Source organism: Tardiphaga sp. OK245, assembly GCF_900108575.1.
Lineage (GTDB): Bacteria > Pseudomonadota > Alphaproteobacteria > Rhizobiales > Xanthobacteraceae > Tardiphaga > Tardiphaga robiniae.
This window is the reverse complement of sequence record NZ_FNWZ01000003.1, coordinates 1,100,637-1,117,144: the sequence shown is the minus strand read 5'-3', so window position 1 is coordinate 1,117,144 and position 16,508 is coordinate 1,100,637. Positions and strand designations below refer to the sequence as shown.

Genomic DNA, 16,508 nt, shown 5'->3' with positions numbered 1-16,508 from the left:
GCAGGTGTTCAAACGCGCCCTTGCATGCGCCATATGCGCACGTCAGACTGTCGAGCATCGAAGCGGCTCGCCTGCAAAAAGGATGAGTGGGTCTGGATCGCTCTGTCATGGCGCATACGGCATCGCGTGCCCGCGAAGCCTTTGTCCTCCCCAGGTATGCTTTCTATTCAGACGTGAAGCATTACCGTTCGCGCATTTTGGTATGCGATATGCCAAGCGGCAAGCGATTAGAGCCGTTAAAAGCCGGGGAGGCTGAAATGTCGCAGGGAGCGCGAGACGTCGCTGCGATGCAACTACACAAACAAAAAAAGGCCCCGGAAATCCGGGGCCAGTCGTCGGGAGGAACGCAGAGAATTTTCCGCGGGCTGGCCGCGCAAAAGTAGTGACGTCGCGGCCTTACAGGCCGAAGCGGGGCAGGTCGCCGTTGCGGGCCGAGATGCGTGCGCTGGCCATCAGCGCGCGATCGAGCGAGGCCATGAAACGAGCGAAGAAGCTGGTGGACGTGGTGAGGTCGAGAGAAGCAGTCTTCGACATTGATCTGATCCTTTGCTGGAGGCCGCCCCGTCTTGGCGGCTCATCATCTGGGATCAATTTACGTATACCAGATGCCAAGGACAATTGTCTTGTTTGCATGGCAGCATGAGGATTTTGCAGTGCGATATATATCGATTTGATTTTCTTATTAAAGTTCCGCTTGGGTCGCTGCAAATGAAAAAGGCCGCCAATCGGCGGCCTTTCGCATGTAATCATCTGAAATAACTGGCGAAATCACTCAGCTGCGACCTTGCGCGGCGGATCGAGTGCGCCGGAGTCGTGGATTTCGGCCACCTGATGATCGCTGAAGCCCAGCACTTGCCTGAGGATTTCGTCGGTATGTTCGCCGAGCAGGGGCGAGCGGGTCACTTCGGTAGGGCTTTCCGATAGCTTAATCGGATTGCCAACCGACAGATACTTGCCGCGCTCGGGGTGATCGACCTCGACCACGGTGCCGGTCGCACGCAGTGACTGGTCTTCGGCCAGTTCCTTCATGGACAGGATCGGGCCGCAGGGGATGTCATCCTTGTTGAGGATTTCCATCGCCTCGAACTTGGTCTTGGTCATCGTCCACTGTTCGATGCGCGCGAAGATCGCGTTGAGCTTGGGCAGGCGCACCGCCGGCTTGGCATAGGCCGGGTCGGTCTTCCAGGTCGGTTCGCCGATCACGTCGCAGATCTTCTCCCACACCGGCGCCTGAGTGATGAAGTAGATGTAGGCGTTCGGGTCGGTTTCCCAGCCCTTGCACTTCAGGATGCGGCCGGGCTGACCACCGCCGGAGTCGTTGCCCGCGCGGGGCACGGCATCGCCGAACGGAATGCCTTCGCCGAACTGGCTGTATTCCTTGAGCGGACCGTGAGCGAGGCGCTGCTGGTCGCGCAGCTTGACGCGCGACAGGTTGAGCACGCCGTCCTGCATCGCGGCGGTGACCTTCTGGCCTTTGCCGGTTTGCGTGCGCTGATACAGCGCGGTGACGATGCCGAGTGCGAGATGCAGGCCAGTGCCGCTATCGCCGATCTGCGCGCCGGTGACGAGCGGCAGACCATCGCGGAAGCCGGTGGTGGAAGCGGCGCCACCGGTGCACTGCGCGACGTTCTCATAGACCTTGCAGTCCTCATAGGGACCGGGGCCAAACCCCTTGATCGAGGCGACGATCATCTTCGGGTTGATCTGCTGAATCTTTTCGAACGGGAAGCCCATGCGGTCGAGCACGCCGGGTCCGAAGTTCTCGACGAGAACATCGCACTCTTTCATCAGCGCGGTGAGGACTTCCTTGCCCTTCGGGTTCTTGGTGTCGAGGGTGATCGAACGCTTGTTGTGGTTCAGCATGGTGAAATACAGGCTGTCCACATTCGGCACGTCCTGCAATTGGCCGCGGGTGATGTCGCCAACGCCGGGGCGTTCGACCTTGATCACATCGGCGCCGAACCATGCCAGCAACTGCGTGCAGGTCGGGCCAGATTGAACGTGGGTGAAGTCCAGAATGCGAACGCCTTTGAGCGCCTGTGTCATTGTTTTGCTCCCGTAAACTAGTTTTGCCGCCTCGGCATATGAGAAAAGGAGACGGGGTCTCGCGACCCCGCCTGATGTGTTATTTCTTCTTGCTGAGCACACTCTGCGGATTGAGGTTGCCGATGCGGCCGCTCTCGCTGCCGGCCGCCGGATCGATCACCGCATTGATGAGCGTCGGCTTGCCGGAATCCATCGCCGCATTCACGGCGCGCTTAAGTTCGTCGGGCGAGGTCGCGTTCACGCCAATGCCGCCGAAGGCTTCCATCATCTTGTCGTAGCGTGAGCCCTTGACGAAGACCGTGGGCGCCACGTCGGAGCCGCCGGTCGGATTGACATCGGTGCCGCGATAGATGCCGTCATTGTTGAAGACAACGATGCAGACCGGCAGATTGTAGCGGCAGATCGTCTCGACCTCCATGCCGGAGAAACCGAAGGCGCTGTCGCCTTCGATCGCGAGCACGGGCTTGCCGGTCTCGACCGCAGCGGCGATGCAATAGCCCATGCCGATGCCCATGATGCCCCAGGTGCCGACATCGATGCGCTTGCGCGGCTGATACATGTCGACGATGCCGCGGGCGAGATCGAGCGTATTGGCACCTTCATTGACGAGCATCGCGTCGGGACGCTCGGCGATGATGGTCCGGAGAACGCCGAGCGCGCCGTGATAATCCATCGGCGAGTTGTTGTTCATCAGGCGCGGCGCCATCTTGGCGACGTTCTCTTCGCGCTTCTTGGTGACCGCATTGGCCCAGTCCACCGGCGCCTTCTGCCAACCGTTGCCCATGCCATCGAGCAGAGCGGCGACGCAGGAGCCGATATCGCCGACGACAGGTGCGACGATCTCGACGTTGGAATCCATTTCCTTCGGCTCGATGTCGATCTGGATGAACTTCTTGGGTGCATCACCCCAGCTCTTGCCCTTGCCGTGCGACAGCAGCCAGTTCAGGCGTGCGCCGATCAGCATGACGACGTCGCTGTCTTTTAGGACCGTCGAACGTGCAGCACCCGCACACTGCGGATGGGTGTCAGGCAGCAGGCCCTTGGCCATGCTCATGGGCAGGAACGGAATGCCCGAGGTTTCGACCAGCGCCTTCACGGCATCATCAGCCTGTGCATAGGCGGCGCCCTTGCCGAGAATGATCAGCGGCTTCTTCGCCGATTTCAGCACGTCGAGCGCGCGCTTGATCGAGTCCGGGCCAGGGATCTGCGCCGGCGCGGCGTCGATCACCTTCACGAGCGACTTCTTGCCCGCATCGGCATTCATCACCTGACCGAACAGCTTGGCCGGCAGATCGAGATAAACGCCGCCGGGACGACCGGACACTGCGGCGCGGATCGCGCGGGCGAGACCGATGCCGATGTCGGCCGCATGCAGCACGCGGAACGCGGCCTTACACAGCGGCTTGGCGATCGCGAGCTGATCCATTTCCTCGTAGTCGCCCTGCTGTAGATCGACGATCTCACGCTCGGACGAGCCGGAGATCAGGATCATCGGGAAGCAGTTGGTGGTGGCATGGGCCAGCGCCGTAAGGCCGTTGAGGAAGCCGGGTGCCGACACGGTCAAACAGACGCCAGGCTTCTTGGTGAGATAGCCGGCGATCGATGCGGCATAGCCGGCGGCCTGTTCGTGACGGAACGACAGCACCCGGATGCCCTCGGCCTGCGCCATGCGGCCGAAGTCGGTAATTGGAATGCCCGGCACGCCATAGATTGTGTTGAGGCCATTGAGCTTGAGCGCATCGATGATCAGATGGAAGCCATCGGTCAATTCCTGCTCGGCGGCTGCGTTGGTATCGATGCTCTGGACTACTGCGGACATCCCGCTCTCCCTGACTTTTCTTGTGGCTGTTGGTCGTTGCTCAATTGGACGTGGTGCGGAGTGGTGAACCGTCGCGAGACGGCGCTTACGTAAACAATTCCTGGCCGTGGGCTTCGACATAAGAAGCCAGACCGAGCGTGTGATCGCGCGCGCGCTTTTCCGCGAGCTCGGTATTGCGCTCCTCAAGCGCTTCGATGATGGCCAGATGCTCGGGCAGGGACGTCGCGGTACGGTCCGTGCGTCCGATGGTTAGCTGACGATAGCCACGCACATGCAGCAGAATATCGTTGGTCATATCGACCAGCACCGGCGACTCGCTGAGCGAGATCAGTGCCTGGTGGAAAGCGATATTCGCTTTCGAATATTCCTCAACGTGGTCCTGTGGCAGACGGTCCTTGTTGAAGTCCTTGAAAAAGTCGCGCAGCGCCGAGATATCTTTTTTGCGTGCGGTGGTCGTGATCAGACGCGCGGCCATGCTTTCCAGCGCCGCCCAGGCGCGGATCATGTCGACGATCTCGACCTTGGTCTTTCTGACAACGACGATGCCGCGGCGTGGCACAGTCTTTACGAAGCCATCCTGCTCCAGCATCGCAATGGCTTCGCGGATAGGTGTGCGGCTGACACCGAGCCGTTCCGACAGAGCGCGCTCGTCAAGCATCACCGGATCGGGCGAGGTGTAGATGTCCATCTTAAGAATGGCTTCTTTCAAGGCTTCATAGGCCTTGGTCTTGAAGCTGGTCTCCGGTGCAATCCGAACGATCGCGATATCGGCTTCAGACATGACGGACGGCGCCTTGGTTTGTTTTCGCGTGGGCATGAATCATCTCCAGTCGAGATGTCCTACCACAGAAATAACGTCAAGAATTTTTGGCATACCAGATGCCAGCATGTCAAGATGACAGCTATTTCAGCAATTTTGCGCTGCAACGCGCCTTGACAATCAAGTTTCTGGCATACCAAATGCCATCAATCCGTCTATTGGAAAAGACGTGAAGGAGGAAGCCATGTCCCAATCGAATCTTGCCGTCAAAGAAGCAACACCATCGGCGAAACAGGCCGTCCGCAAAGTTCTAGATGCGGTCAAAGCCGACAAGCGCACCAGCCTGACCGCCCCCGAGGGCAAGCTTGTGTGTGACGCATACGGCATTCCCGTGCCGAAAGAGGGCGTGGCCACCTCAGCCGCTGACGCTGCCAAGATGGCAAGCGGCATGGGCTTCCCGGTCGTGATGAAGATCGTCTCGCCGGACATTCTCCACAAGACCGAAGCGGGCGGTGTCATTGTCGGCGTCAAGACCGCCGAAGACGCGCAGAAAGCCTACGACACCATTCTGGCCAATGCCAAGAAGTACAAGGCCGATGCCAAGATAGAAGGTATCCAGGTTCAGCAGATGCTGATGGGCGGCACCGAAGTGATCATCGGTTCGATCACCGATGGTTCGTTCGGCAAGCTGGTGGCCTTCGGCCTCGGCGGCGTGCTCGTCGAAGTGCTGAAGGACGTCACTTTCCGTCTCGCACCCGCGACCAATGATGACGCGCTGTCGATGCTCGATGGCATTCAGGCCGCCGAGATGTTGCATGGTGTGCGCGGCGGCGATCCTGCCAATCGTGAGGCGCTGGCCGACATCATCGTCAAGGTATCGCAGCTCGTCAGCGATTTCCCGGAGATGGTCGAACTCGATCTCAACCCGGTCTTCGCCACCAAGAAGGACGCCATTGCCGCCGACGTGCGCATCGTCGTCGATTTCGACTACAAACCGCGCCCGGCGCCGCGCTCCAACGCCGAAATCGTCACGGCGATGAATCGCATCATGATGCCGAAGGCCGTCGCTGTGATCGGCGCCTCCGCCGAAGATGGCAAGATCGGCAATTCGGTGATGAAGAACCTCATCAACGGCGGCTACAAGGGCGACATCTACCCGATCCATCCGAAGGCCGAAGAGATCATGGGTCGCAAGGCCTATAAGAGCGTCAAGGATGTTCCGGGCGTGATCGACACCGCGGTATTCGCGATTCCTGCCAAGTTCGTGGCCGGCGCGCTGATCGAATGCGGCGAGAAGAAAATTCCGGGCGCGGTGCTGATCCCGTCGGGCTTTGCCGAAGCCAACGAGCCTGCATTGCAAGAAGAGATCGTCGAAATCGGCAAGAAATATGACGTCCGTCTGATGGGGCCGAATATCTATGGCTTCTATTATACGCCGGCTAATCTCTGCGCGACTTTCTGTACAGCCTATGACGTGAAGGGCTCGGCGGCATTGTCGTCGCAGTCCGGCGGCATCGGCATGGCGATCATCGGCTTCTCCCGCTCTGCCAAGATGGGCGTGTCGGCGATCGTCGGCCTCGGCAACAAGTCGGATATCGATGAGGACGATCTGCTCGCCTTCTTCGAGCAGGATCCGAACACCACGATCATCGCGCAGCACTGCGAGGATCTGAAGGATGGCCGTGCCTTCGCCGAAGCCGCCAAGCGCGTCTCTAAGATCAAGCCGGTTGTCGTCCTCAAGGCAGGCCGTACCTCGGCCGGCGCCAAGGCGGCCTCATCGCATACCGGCGCACTTGCCGGCAACGACAAGATCTATGAAGACGTGCTGAAGCAGTCGGGGGTCATTCGCGCCCGCTCGCTGCGCCAGCTGCTCGAATTCGCCCGTGGCATTCCCGTGCTGCCGACGCCGAAGGGCGAGAACGTGCTGATCATCACCGGTGCCGGTGGGTCGGGCGTGCTGCTGTCCGATGCGGTGGTCGATAACGGCATGTCGCTAATGGCAATGCCGCCGGATCTGGATGCGGCGTTCCGCAAGTTCATCCCGCCGTTCGGCGCCGCCGGCAACCCGGTCGACATCACCGGTGGCGAACCGCCGATCACCTACGTCAACACTGTGAAGCTCGGTCTCACCGATGATCGCATCCACTCGCTGATCCTCGGCTACTGGCACACGATCGTGACGCCGCCAATGGTGTTCGCGCGCAACATGGTCGAGATCAAGAACGAGATGAAGGCCAAGGGCATCGAGAAGCCGATGGTGGCTTCGCTCGCGGGCGACGTGGAAGTCGAGGAAGCCGCCGAATATCTCTACCAGAACGGCATTCCGGCTTACGCTTATTCGACCGAACTCCCGGTCGAGGTGCTCGGTGCCAAGTACAAGTGGGCACGCGGAGCGGGCCTGCTGTAAGCAGCTTCGATCTATACACAAAACAAAGCGCCGTCCGGGAAACCGGGCGGCGCTTTTTTGCGTTTGCGGTTCTGGCTAGACGATCACCGGCTGTTCGGCGACGCCCTCACGGCCGAAGATGCGCAGATAGCGTTCGATCTCTGCAGGGCTGCTGCCGGTGGTCTTAGCGGGATTGTCCGACAGCTTCACGGCCGAGCGGCCGTTGGCATAGGTGACCTTGCAGACCAGGCTGATCGGGTCGAGTGAATCGAGCCCGCGCGGATGCGCGCCGCGGAAGTCGTTGGTGGCCATGGTGCCCCAGCCGAAGCTCTCGCGGATGCGCCCACGGAAACGCTGATGCAGATCGATCATCAGATCGACTTCGAGACCGTCGCTGAACATCGCGCGCTTCTTGCGCGGATCCTCGCCGCGCATCGCGTACCAGGCGATCATCTCTTCGCCCGCCGCAACCGGCTCCTTGCTGTCCATGCGCATGCCGGTCCATTGTGAGGCCCAGGGCGGTGCGTCGCGCAGGAACTGCGTCATGCCGAACGTATCGGGCAGAATGATCAGCAATTCGCCGTCATAGACCTCCTGCCATTTCGCCAGCACGTCATATTGCGCGGTCTTCAGCTGTTCGTCGTTTTCGGCGAGACAGGCGAACACCATCGGCAGTTCGTGCGAATTGGTGCCGATGGCCTCGAATGAATGCTTGAAAGCGAGCAGGGCGTTCGACGTTCCGACGAAGCTGCGGCCAAGCTCGTTGGCCATCGCGTCCGTCACCCATTCTTGCCACAGGAAGCCGTGGCGGCGACGGGTGCCGAATTCCGCGAGCCGCATGTCCGGATAGGATTTCAGCTTCTTGATCTTGTTCCAGATCTTGGTCTTGGTCTGGGCGTAGAGAATATCCAGCTCGAACTTGTCCAGCGTGGCCATGGCGATCCGCGACCGCAATTCGCTGACGATGGCGAGGGCGTAGATCTCCCACATCGTCACTTCGGCCCAGTCACCTTCGAAGGTGAGGACATATTGACCATCGATGGTCTCAAGCTTGTAGTCAGGCAACCTGAAGCTGCGCAGATATTCGATATATTCAGGACGGAAAATGTCGCGGCGGCCATAGAAGCGGTTGCCGGCCAGCCAGATCAGTTCGTTCTCGCGGAATGAGAGCGTGCGGGCATGATCGAGCTGCGCGCGCAGCACCGCTTCCGGAATGATCTCGGCAAGGCGGACGGTCTTGGTGCGGTTGATCAGGCCGAAGGTCACGGGCACCTTCGGATAAAGCATCCAGATGAACTGATGCATCAGGAATTTGTAGAAGTCGGTGTCCAGCAGCGACCGGATGATCGGATCAAGCCGGTAGTTGTGATTGTGGACCCGGGTGGCGAAATCCATCATGGCAACGCCACTCCTGGTAACGTGCCTGATCGTGGCACCTGCACCGAAACGGCAGTGGCCGCATCGCTGACGCTGTCTTTGCAGCAGTTCATTAAATTGGCGTATCCGCCGGGTTTATCGATGTCAACGCAAGCGCTGAACCGCGCTTTCACAATCGAGGATTGTCGTGGCAGCCCGGCGTTTGTCCATCTGTTTTTGGCCTTGATCCTGCATCTGCGGGCATTGCGCAGAATTGTTTGCATGCTTACGATTTCCACCTGCCGGTGGGCGCCCCGAAACGATGAAGGACAGCACCATGAAAGTCGTCGATCTCTCCCACGTCATGAACATCCACACGCCCGGCTGGGTCGGCTATGCCGGCAACAAGATGTATTATGCGCAGAACCTCCAGACGCAGATGATCGTGGCGCAGCGGATCGAGACGGCGCTGCATGCCGGCACCCATTTCGACGGCGCGATGCACGCCACCGACGGGCGCAAGGGCGACATGGCCTCGCTGCCGCTGGATTACCTGTTCAATCGCGGCGTGGTGGTCGACATCTCAAGCCAGATGCATGACTGGGCGGTCATCACGCCGGAGATGCTTGAGAAGTCCGGCGCGGATATTCGCGAAGGCGACATTCTGATCCTGCACACCGGCTGGCACAAATATTATGAAGGTCAGGCGCAGCAGGATCTGGTGAAATACTTCTGCTATCACCCCGGCCCGAATCTCGACACGCTGCACTGGATGCTGGAGAAGAAGATCAAATGGTTCGGCATGGACACGGGTTCCTGCGATCACTCGATGAACACCTCGATCCGCAACATGCGGCCGGACATCGCTGCGCAGTTCACCAAGAAGCACGGCAAGACGCCGGCGGAATTCTTCGGCACGTTTGAGTATAATCACAAGCTCTCGGGCCGCCACGTGACTGCCGACATGTTTCCGTTCCACAATTACGCGTTCCAGGAAGGCTTGTTGCATGCGGAGAATATCGGCGGCGACATCGAGCTGATGCTGAACCAGCGCTGCCTGATCGGCGCCTTCCCGTGGCGCTATGACGGGCTTGAGTCATGCCCGTGTCGTATCCTGTGCTTCACGGATACGGGCGATGCCTCGGTGGAAGCCATGGGGAACGCGGCGAAGGCGATCATGGGGTGAGGGCGTAAGGCCTATCCACGTCATTGCGAGGAGCGAAGCGACGCGGCAATCCAGTTCTTTCTTAATGAATGACTGGATTGCTTCGCTGCGCTCACAATGACGGCTGAGAGGTCAACGTTTCAACCGCGCATCCGGCGCGTTTGCCTGCAACGTATTCTGGATGCCTTCGCGGAGCAGGGGATAGTCCGCGCGGTCCCAATCCGCCATCCGGATGTCGGCGAGCAATGTCGCTGATTTTCCGAACACCACGATGCGGTCACCCACGGCCATCGCTTCCTCGAGCTGATGCGTAATCAGGATCGCGGTGGATTTGAACTCCCGTGCCAGATCGACGAAGGTCTTGCGCAGCTCGTTGGCGGTGACTTCATCCAGCGCGCTGAACGATTCATCGGCCAGCAGAATTTCCGGCTGCACGGCGAAAGCGCGGGCAATCGCAACACGCTGGCGCATGCCGCCGGAAAGTTCGCGCGGATAGGCGTTGGCGAATTTCTCCAGCCCTAGCCGTTTCAGCCACGTCAGCGCGCGCTCCTGCTGAACATCTTCAGCGATGCCGATCAGTTCGAGCGGGAGCTTGACGTTGTCGAGTGCGGAGCGCCACGGAAACAGCCGGTCCTGCTGGAAGATCGTCGCGATCTTGCCGCGGAAGGCGTTGAAGTCATCATAGGGTGTCTTGCCGCCGATGCTGATGCTGCCGGCGGTGGGATGTTCGAGGCCGATCAACAGATCGAACAGCGTTGATTTTCCGCAGCCGGTCTTGCCCACGATGGCGATGAGTTCGCCGGGATCGATCCGCAGCGACAATTGGTCGATGGCCGTGATCGACTGGCCGGAGGTGGTCTGGCGAAATACCTTGCGCAACTGCGCGATCTCGATGGGCGCTGAAGCTGCCGTCATGCCCGCCACCGCAATACATGTGTTTCGAGCCTGACGAGCAACGCTTCAAGGAAGAACAGCAGCACGACCAGCACGAGCGTCCAGGCAAACACGTCAGCCACCGAGAACAATTCCTGGGCGACCGAGAGCTGATGCCCGATGCCGGTCACTGCGCCGACGAGTTCAGCGATGGTGACGACGCGAATGGCCAGGCTGAGGGTGATCTTCCAGCTCGTGATGATCCCTGGCGTGATCGCCGGGAGCATCAGCTTGTGGAAGAACTGCAGCGGCGTGGGCCGGAAGGAGCGGATCATTTGTTTCAGGTCGCGCGACACCTCGCGCATGTTGTCGAGGGCGTCGACGGTGAAGACCGGCGCGCAGACCACGACCAGCACGAAGACGATGCGAAATTCGACGCCCTTGAACCACAGCACCGCGAACAGGATCCAGGAGACGACCGGTACGGCCATCAGGATACGCACCATCGGCCGCAGATATTTCTCGACGCTCTCGGACAGATACATCAGCACCGCCACCAGCAGTCCGATGACGAATGACACGACCAGCGACAGCAGTACGCGGCCGAGCGTCACTGCGACGTCGAGCGGGGTGATCTTGGTCAGGCTTTCGGCAATACGGCCGAGGCCCGGGATCGCGAAAGCGGGGATGCCCAGCGACGGTGCCAGATAGGACATGACCTGCCAGACCGCTGCGAAGAGCACGATCGATATGATCGTCTCGCGCGGCAGGCTGGAGATCATTAGGCTTCGCGGTGACCTTTCGAAGATCGGCTCCTCGAATGGCGTGGCAGGTCTCGGCTCGTCAGGGGGCATAGATGATCGCTTCGTCAGGCAGCTTTGGATGGAAGCCGGCGGCGACGGCGCGCTCGAACGTATCCCAGATGCTCTTGCGTTCGGTGGCGTCCCAGGCTGGCTTGGCGTCGAAGTCCCAGCGCTTGGCGAGCACGGCTTCCTTCAAGATGCCGGGCGGCAGCTTCACGGTCTCGACCGCGATCTTGTCGGCACCATCCGGATCGCTGCGCAGATATTTGGTGACGTCCGCCAGCGCCGCGACGAATTTCTTGGGCGCATCCGGGGCTTTCTTGATGGTGTCCTCGCGCATGGCATAGACCAGCTCCCAGCCGGTGGTGCCCGCAATCTCCTTCCATCCGTCATTGGCGTTGAAGATGATCTTCAGCGAGGGATCGTCCTTCATCATCATGGTGGCGATCGGCTCGATGATCATCGCGGCATCGACGCGGCCGGCGGCAAGCTGCGCACGCGCTACAGCAAAGTTCGCGTTGACCAATGTCATGTCCTTGGCGAGGTCCATCTTTTTGGATTTCGCGTAGATCGACAGGATCTGGAATTGCCCGCTGCCCATGTCGGCGGCGAGTTGCTTGCCTTTGAGGTCGGCCAGCGACTTGATGGCCGGGTCCTTGGTGATGATGACGAGATCGGCGAGCGTGGCACCTGTTGCGACGATTTGCAGCGGCACGCCTTCGAGGCGCAGCTTCTGGAAGTAGGTGGGCCCGCCGATCAGCGTGTCGATTTCGCCGGTGGCGAGGCCCGCATAATAAGAGGAGAAGGAAGGATAGACCTGAACTTCGGCCTCGAAACCGTTCTTGGTATCGAACTTCTGCGCCTTCATGATGTTGATGATGATCGGCGCGAAGACGGGAAGTGTCAGGCTACCCACGCGGATTTTTGTCGGCGCCTGCGCCTGCGAATTTGTTGCGAGCGCGCTGCTCATCAGCGTAGCAGCCGTGCCCATTGTGAAGGCGCGTCGCGAAAGTCCGGTCATGACATCTCCTCAAGAAACGTTGTGGCGCGTGGCTTTTCGATCGGTTTATGCGGCGGTGCGATATTTGTTTGTTTGCAAATGATATGCCAAAATTGAATCCACTAAATCCTCTTGCAGTCATGAAATAACGCTACTAGCATTTCGTTTGTGTGCAAATGAAATCTGCTCTGACTGCAGGAGGCGACGATGCCGCACGTGACGACGCCCGACGGGACGCAACTCTATTATGAGGAAGTCGGCACCGGGAGTCCTGTGGTTTTCGTTCATGAGTATGCGGGAGATTACCGCACCTGGGAGCCGCAGCTTCGTTACTTCTCGCGCTCCTATCGTTGCGTCACCTACAGCCAGCGCGGTTATCCGCCATCGGATGTACCGACCGATCCAGCGCGTTACGGCCAGGATATTGCACGCGATGACGTCATCGCACTGATGGATGCACTGAAGATCGACAAGGCGCATATCGTCGGTCATTCCATGGGTGCGTCGACGGCGCTGCATGTCGGTATTCACTATCCGGATCGTTGTTTGTCGGTGACCGCTGCAAGCTGCGGTTACGGCTCCAGTCCCGATCCTGCCTTTGTGGAGCAGGGCCGTGCAGCCTCGCGCGAGACCGCAAAAATGTTCGAGACGGTCGATTTCCCGACCGCTGCAGCGCGCTATGCCGATGGTGCAACGCGTCAGACGCACAAGAACAAGGACCCGCGTGGTTTCGCCGAGTTCGCGCGGATGCTGGCGGATCATTCTCCGGTCGGGCATGCGCTGACCATGCGCGAGCTGCAGGCCAAGCGGCCGATGCTGTGGGAGATGAAGCCGCAACTCGAGACATTCACACCGCCACTGCTGATCATCGTCGGCGACGAGGACGATTGGTGCCTCGATCCCAGCATCTTCCTCAAGCGCACGGTGCCGACGGCAGGTCTTCTGGTATTGCCGCGTGCCGGCCATACCATCACCAGCGAAGAGCCGGCCGCATTCAATGCGGCGCTGGCCGAGCTCTTCCCGGCGGCCGAGTTCGGTCGCTGGATGTCGCACAAGCCGGCGGCCTGAGCGATGAGCACGCCCGGCGATATCGTCATTGATATTGCGGACGGCATCGCGACGCTGTGTCTGGCCAATCCGGCACGACGTAACGCGATCTCCACGGCGATGTGGAACAAGATCGCCGCCTTTGCCGGCGACGTCGCCACCCGCAAGGATATCCGTGTCGTGGTCATCCGCGGCGAGGGCGACCTGATGTTTTCCGCGGGCGCAGACATTTCCGACTTTGCCACGGCTCGATCAGGCGAGGGCAATGCCCGCGCCTATGACGATCTGGTCGAGAATACCTGCCTGGCGATCGAGGCGATCCCGCAGCCGACCATCGGCCTGATCTATGGCGGCTGCATGGGCGCCGGGTCATCCGTTGCTGCGAGTTGCGACATGCGCGTTGCCGCGGATGATGCCTTCTTCGCAGTACCCGCCGCCAAGCTTGGTCTGGGCTACGATCCGCGCGGTATCGCGCGCTTCATCCGCGTGTTCGGCACCGGTGCGACGCGGCAAGTCTTGTTCACGGCGGATCGTCTGCCTGCCATGCGCGCTCATGCGCTGGGCGCGGTGCATGTTATCGCGCCGAAGGCTGACATTGAATCGCTGGCTGGCGAGCTTGCAAGGAAGATCGCCGGCAATGCGCCGCTGACGATCAAGGCGGCCAAGGCTGCCATTCGTGCGCTGAGCACGAGTAATGCCGAACTCCTGGCTGAAGCCGAGCAGTTCTATGCCGCGGCCGACGCCAGCGCCGACTACGCCGAAGGCCGCAAGGCCTTTGCCGAGAAACGACCTCCGCGCTTTACAGGAAGCTGATTGACCTAAGAATTTTCGTTTTCATTTCCGCCCAACCTCAGAAGGACACGCACATGGATCTCCAACTCAAAGGCAAATGCGCTCTCGTCACCGGCGGCAGCGAAGGTATCGGCAAGGCAATTGCCATGACGCTGGCGAAGGAGGGCGTCAACGTCGCCATCTGCGCCCGTCGCATGGAGCCGCTGGAGAAAACAGCTGAAGAAATCCGCAACGCCTACGGGGTGACGGTGGTCGCGATTACCGCCGACCTCACCAAGGATGCGGATGCCAAGGCTTTCGTCGAGAAGGCGGCCAAGGAACTCGGCAGCATCGATCTGATGATCAACAATGCCGGTTCGGCACCGGGCGGCGTGATCGAGACGCTCACCGAAGCCGACTGGGAGCAGGCGCTGCAGCTCAAATTCATGGGCTATGTGCGCTGCCTGCGCTACGCGCTGCCCATCATGGTCAAGCAGGGTGGCGGCCGCGTCGTCAATCTGATCGGCAATGACGGCGTCAAGCCATCCTATTGGGAAATCGCACCGGGTGCTGCGAACGCTGCCGGTCAGAACATGACCCTGTCGCTCGCAGGTCAGTACGGCCGTCACAACATCTCGTTCTGCGCCGTCAATCCGGGCCCGGTTCGTACCGAGCGCTGGGCCGGCCTCGTCAACGCCATGTCGCGCGACATGAAGATCTCCTACGAGGAAGCCGACAAGCTGGCGCCGGCCTCGATCCCGCTCGGCCGCATCGCCGAAGTCGAGGAAGTTGCAAACCTCGTGGTCATGCTCGCGTCGCCTCTGGTGCAGATGGCCAACGGCACGATGATCGAAATCGATGGCGGTCAGGACAAGGCGCTGATGGACCGTTTCCGCGATCGGTAGTCGTCAAAACAGGACGCGCGGCGGCGGAATACCCCGCCGCGCGGCTCTGCGAAATTACGCCGCAGTTGCGCACGCAATCTGCTGACATTGGATGATCAAAACTTCAGCGGTGTGCTAGGCATGTTGCACCAAGACCAGTCTTGACAACAAAGAGAGTGCGCCGGACTATTTGCGTACAAACTAATTCGCGTTGCAAACATGGGGCTGCAAGCGACGCAAGAGCGAACGGTTGATCCGTTTCTTGCGAAGGCTTCGGCGAGAATCACTTCTATCGCAAACGTCGATCACAACGGAGTTCGATCATGATGACGGCTCGTTCCCTTCACTCACTCGCGATTGCCGGCACAATGGCCGGCGCACTGACATTGTCGTTCGGCCACGCGGTTCTCGCGCAGGACACGATCAAGATCGGTGAGCTCAACAGCTACAAAACACAGACCGCGTTCCTCGATCCCTACAAGAAGGGCTGGGAGCTTGCGATCGAACAGATCAATGCCAAGGGCGGCGTGCTCGGCAAGAAGCTTGAAGTGATTTCGCGCGATGACGGCTCGACGCCGGGCGATGCAGTGCGTGTGGCTGATGAGCTGGTGACGCGCGAAGGCGTCAACATTATCGCCGGCACGTTCCTCTCGCATATCGGTCTCGCGGTGACCGAATTCGCCGGCAAGAAGAAAGTGTTCTTTCTCGCCGCAGAGCCGCTGACCGACAAGATCACCTGGCAGAACGGCAACAAGTATACGTTCCGCCTGCGTGCCACGACCTATATGCAGGTCGCAATGCTGCTGCCGGATGCGCTGGCTGCCAAGAAGAAGCGCTGGGCGCTGGTCTATCCGAACTTCGAATACGGCCAGGCCGCGGTCGCGACCTTCAAGGAAATGATGAAGGCCAAGCAGCCTGACATCGAATTCGTCACCGAGCAGGCACCGCCGCTCGGCAAGGTCGATGCCGGCGCCGTGGTGCAGGCCATCGACGATGCCAAGCCGGACGCGATCTTTAACGTGCTGTTCGGCGCGGACTTCTCCAAGCTGGTGCGCGAGGGCACCACACGCGGCGTGTTCAAGGATCGCACCGTCGTGAGCCTGCTGTCGGGAGAGCCGGAATATCTCGATCCGGTGAAGGAAGAAGCGCCGGTCGGCTGGATCGTTACCGGCTATCCCTGGGACAAGATCAAGACCCCGGAATACCTGGCGTTCCTGACGGCCTATCAGAAGAAGTACAACGACTATCCGCGTCTTGGTTCGATCGTCGGTTATGTCACGATGACTTCTCTGGCTGCCGGTATCGCCAAGGCAGGCTCGACCGACACCGACAAGCTGATTACGGCCTTTGAAGGTCTGAAGCTCGACAGCCCGTTCGGTCCGTTCATGTATCGCGCCAGCGATCACCAGGCGACCATGGGGGCCTATGTCGGCAAGATCGCGCTTGAAGGCGGCAAAGGCACCATGAGCGACTTCAAATATGTCGATGGTGCATCTGTGCTGCCCAGCGACGCAGAAGTGAAGAAGCTCCGTCCCGCGACCGAGTAACAGGAAGCACGACGATGATCGCCGTTGATACTCTCCCCGCACGTTCAACGC

15 protein-coding genes are annotated in these 16,508 nt (G+C 60.1%); 7 read left to right on the top strand and 8 right to left on the bottom strand.

The genetic code is table 11. From position 1 onward, the window contains the following. Window positions 1-107: 107 nt before the first annotated feature. Window positions 108-383: a hypothetical protein gene (locus tag BLW80_RS17870; protein WP_093758949.1), complete on the top strand. Its 276-nt coding sequence runs from the start codon at window positions 108-110 to the stop codon at window positions 381-383. A gap of 13 nt (window positions 384-396) precedes the next feature. Here the strand turns inward: BLW80_RS17870 and BLW80_RS30405 are convergent, their stop codons facing one another. The 4 genes from BLW80_RS30405 to BLW80_RS17855 form a co-directional block, all read right to left on the bottom strand. Further along, on the bottom strand, window positions 397-534 hold the full coding sequence (locus BLW80_RS30405) for a hypothetical protein (protein WP_170849697.1): 138 nt from the start codon (window positions 532-534) through the stop codon (window positions 397-399). 234 nt (window positions 535-768) lie between these two features. After that, window positions 769-2,046 (bottom strand): formyl-CoA transferase, encoded by a 1,278-nt coding sequence (gene frc, locus BLW80_RS17865; protein ID WP_093758948.1) that lies wholly within the window; start codon window positions 2,044-2,046, stop codon window positions 769-771. A 79-nt stretch (window positions 2,047-2,125) separates the two neighbouring features. Next, window positions 2,126-3,865, bottom strand: a complete 1,740-nt coding sequence (gene oxc / locus BLW80_RS17860) for an oxalyl-CoA decarboxylase (protein ID WP_093758947.1) — start codon at window positions 3,863-3,865, stop codon at window positions 2,126-2,128. A gap of 85 nt (window positions 3,866-3,950) precedes the next feature. After that, on the bottom strand, window positions 3,951-4,682 hold the full coding sequence (locus BLW80_RS17855) for a GntR family transcriptional regulator (protein WP_068730533.1): 732 nt from the start codon (window positions 4,680-4,682) through the stop codon (window positions 3,951-3,953). A gap of 187 nt (window positions 4,683-4,869) precedes the next feature. Here BLW80_RS17855 and BLW80_RS17850 point away from each other — a divergent pair, with 187 nt between their 5' ends. Beyond that, a complete protein-coding gene (locus BLW80_RS17850; protein ID WP_093759141.1) occupies window positions 4,870-7,032 on the top strand; it encodes an acetate--CoA ligase family protein in 2,163 nt (720 codons plus the stop codon). A gap of 75 nt (window positions 7,033-7,107) precedes the next feature. On the opposite strand, the gene pncB is transcribed toward BLW80_RS17850, so the two are convergent. Continuing rightward, entirely contained in the window at window positions 7,108-8,409 is a 1,302-nt protein-coding gene (gene pncB, locus BLW80_RS17845) for a nicotinate phosphoribosyltransferase (RefSeq protein ID WP_093758946.1), read from the bottom strand. Between the two features lie 295 nt (window positions 8,410-8,704). Between pncB and BLW80_RS17840 the strand changes: the two genes are divergently transcribed. Then, window positions 8,705-9,553 carry a cyclase family protein gene (locus BLW80_RS17840; protein ID WP_170849696.1) on the top strand — a complete coding sequence of 283 codons (849 nt, stop codon included), beginning with the start codon at window positions 8,705-8,707 and terminating at the stop codon, window positions 9,551-9,553. Window positions 9,554-9,664: 111 nt separating this feature from the next. Here BLW80_RS17840 and BLW80_RS17835 read toward each other — a convergent pair whose 3' ends face one another. The 3 genes from BLW80_RS17835 to BLW80_RS17825 form a co-directional block, all read right to left on the bottom strand. Continuing rightward, on the bottom strand, window positions 9,665-10,447 hold the full coding sequence (locus BLW80_RS17835; protein WP_093758945.1) for an ABC transporter ATP-binding protein: 783 nt from the start codon (window positions 10,445-10,447) through the stop codon (window positions 9,665-9,667). Continuing rightward, entirely contained in the window at window positions 10,444-11,187 is a 744-nt protein-coding gene (locus BLW80_RS17830; RefSeq protein ID WP_170849695.1) for an ABC transporter permease, read from the bottom strand. Before BLW80_RS17830 ends, BLW80_RS17835 begins: the two co-directional genes overlap by 4 nt. A gap of 61 nt (window positions 11,188-11,248) precedes the next feature. After that, a complete protein-coding gene (locus tag BLW80_RS17825) occupies window positions 11,249-12,229 on the bottom strand; it encodes an ABC transporter substrate-binding protein (RefSeq protein ID WP_093758943.1) in 981 nt (326 codons plus the stop codon). A 186-nt stretch (window positions 12,230-12,415) separates the two neighbouring features. Here BLW80_RS17825 and BLW80_RS17820 point away from each other — a divergent pair, with 186 nt between their 5' ends. The 4 genes from BLW80_RS17820 to BLW80_RS17805 all read left to right on the top strand — a co-directional run bounded on the left by BLW80_RS17820 (window position 12,416) and on the right by BLW80_RS17805 (window position 16,457). Continuing rightward, a complete protein-coding gene (locus BLW80_RS17820; RefSeq protein ID WP_093758942.1) occupies window positions 12,416-13,276 on the top strand; it encodes an alpha/beta fold hydrolase in 861 nt (286 codons plus the stop codon). A 3-nt stretch (window positions 13,277-13,279) separates the two neighbouring features. Next, a complete protein-coding gene (locus BLW80_RS17815) occupies window positions 13,280-14,068 on the top strand; it encodes an enoyl-CoA hydratase-related protein (protein ID WP_093758941.1) in 789 nt (262 codons plus the stop codon). 53 nt (window positions 14,069-14,121) lie between these two features. After that, window positions 14,122-14,931 (top strand): SDR family NAD(P)-dependent oxidoreductase, encoded by an 810-nt coding sequence (locus BLW80_RS17810; protein ID WP_089267123.1) that lies wholly within the window; start codon window positions 14,122-14,124, stop codon window positions 14,929-14,931. Window positions 14,932-15,236: 305 nt separating this feature from the next. Then, window positions 15,237-16,457, top strand: a complete 1,221-nt coding sequence (locus BLW80_RS17805) for an ABC transporter substrate-binding protein (RefSeq protein ID WP_089267318.1) — start codon at window positions 15,237-15,239, stop codon at window positions 16,455-16,457. Window positions 16,458-16,508 lie beyond the last annotated feature (51 nt).

Bases quoted from the DNA above. Each gene is read 5' to 3' on its own strand.
- BLW80_RS17870 (WP_093758949.1), top strand. From the start codon at position 108: ATGGCGCATACGGCATCGCGTGCCCGCGAAGCCTTTGTCCTCCCCAGG.
- BLW80_RS30405 (WP_170849697.1), bottom strand. From the start codon at position 534: ATGTCGAAGACTGCTTCTCTCGACCTCACCACGTCCACCAGCTTCTTC.
- frc (WP_093758948.1), bottom strand. From the start codon at position 2,046: ATGACACAGGCGCTCAAAGGCGTTCGCATTCTGGACTTCACCCACGTT.
- oxc (WP_093758947.1), bottom strand. From the start codon at position 3,865: ATGTCCGCAGTAGTCCAGAGCATCGATACCAACGCAGCCGCCGAGCAG.
- BLW80_RS17855 (WP_068730533.1), bottom strand. From the start codon at position 4,682: ATGCCCACGCGAAAACAAACCAAGGCGCCGTCCGTCATGTCTGAAGCC.
- BLW80_RS17850 (WP_093759141.1), top strand. From the start codon at position 4,870: ATGTCCCAATCGAATCTTGCCGTCAAAGAAGCAACACCATCGGCGAAA.
- pncB (WP_093758946.1), bottom strand. From the start codon at position 8,409: ATGATGGATTTCGCCACCCGGGTCCACAATCACAACTACCGGCTTGAT.
- BLW80_RS17840 (WP_170849696.1), top strand. From the start codon at position 8,705: ATGAAAGTCGTCGATCTCTCCCACGTCATGAACATCCACACGCCCGGC.
- BLW80_RS17835 (WP_093758945.1), bottom strand. From the start codon at position 10,447: ATGACGGCAGCTTCAGCGCCCATCGAGATCGCGCAGTTGCGCAAGGTA.
- BLW80_RS17830 (WP_170849695.1), bottom strand. From the start codon at position 11,187: ATGATCTCCAGCCTGCCGCGCGAGACGATCATATCGATCGTGCTCTTC.
- BLW80_RS17825 (WP_093758943.1), bottom strand. From the start codon at position 12,229: ATGACCGGACTTTCGCGACGCGCCTTCACAATGGGCACGGCTGCTACG.
- BLW80_RS17820 (WP_093758942.1), top strand. From the start codon at position 12,416: ATGCCGCACGTGACGACGCCCGACGGGACGCAACTCTATTATGAGGAA.
- BLW80_RS17815 (WP_093758941.1), top strand. From the start codon at position 13,280: ATGAGCACGCCCGGCGATATCGTCATTGATATTGCGGACGGCATCGCG.
- BLW80_RS17810 (WP_089267123.1), top strand. From the start codon at position 14,122: ATGGATCTCCAACTCAAAGGCAAATGCGCTCTCGTCACCGGCGGCAGC.
- BLW80_RS17805 (WP_089267318.1), top strand. From the start codon at position 15,237: ATGACGGCTCGTTCCCTTCACTCACTCGCGATTGCCGGCACAATGGCC.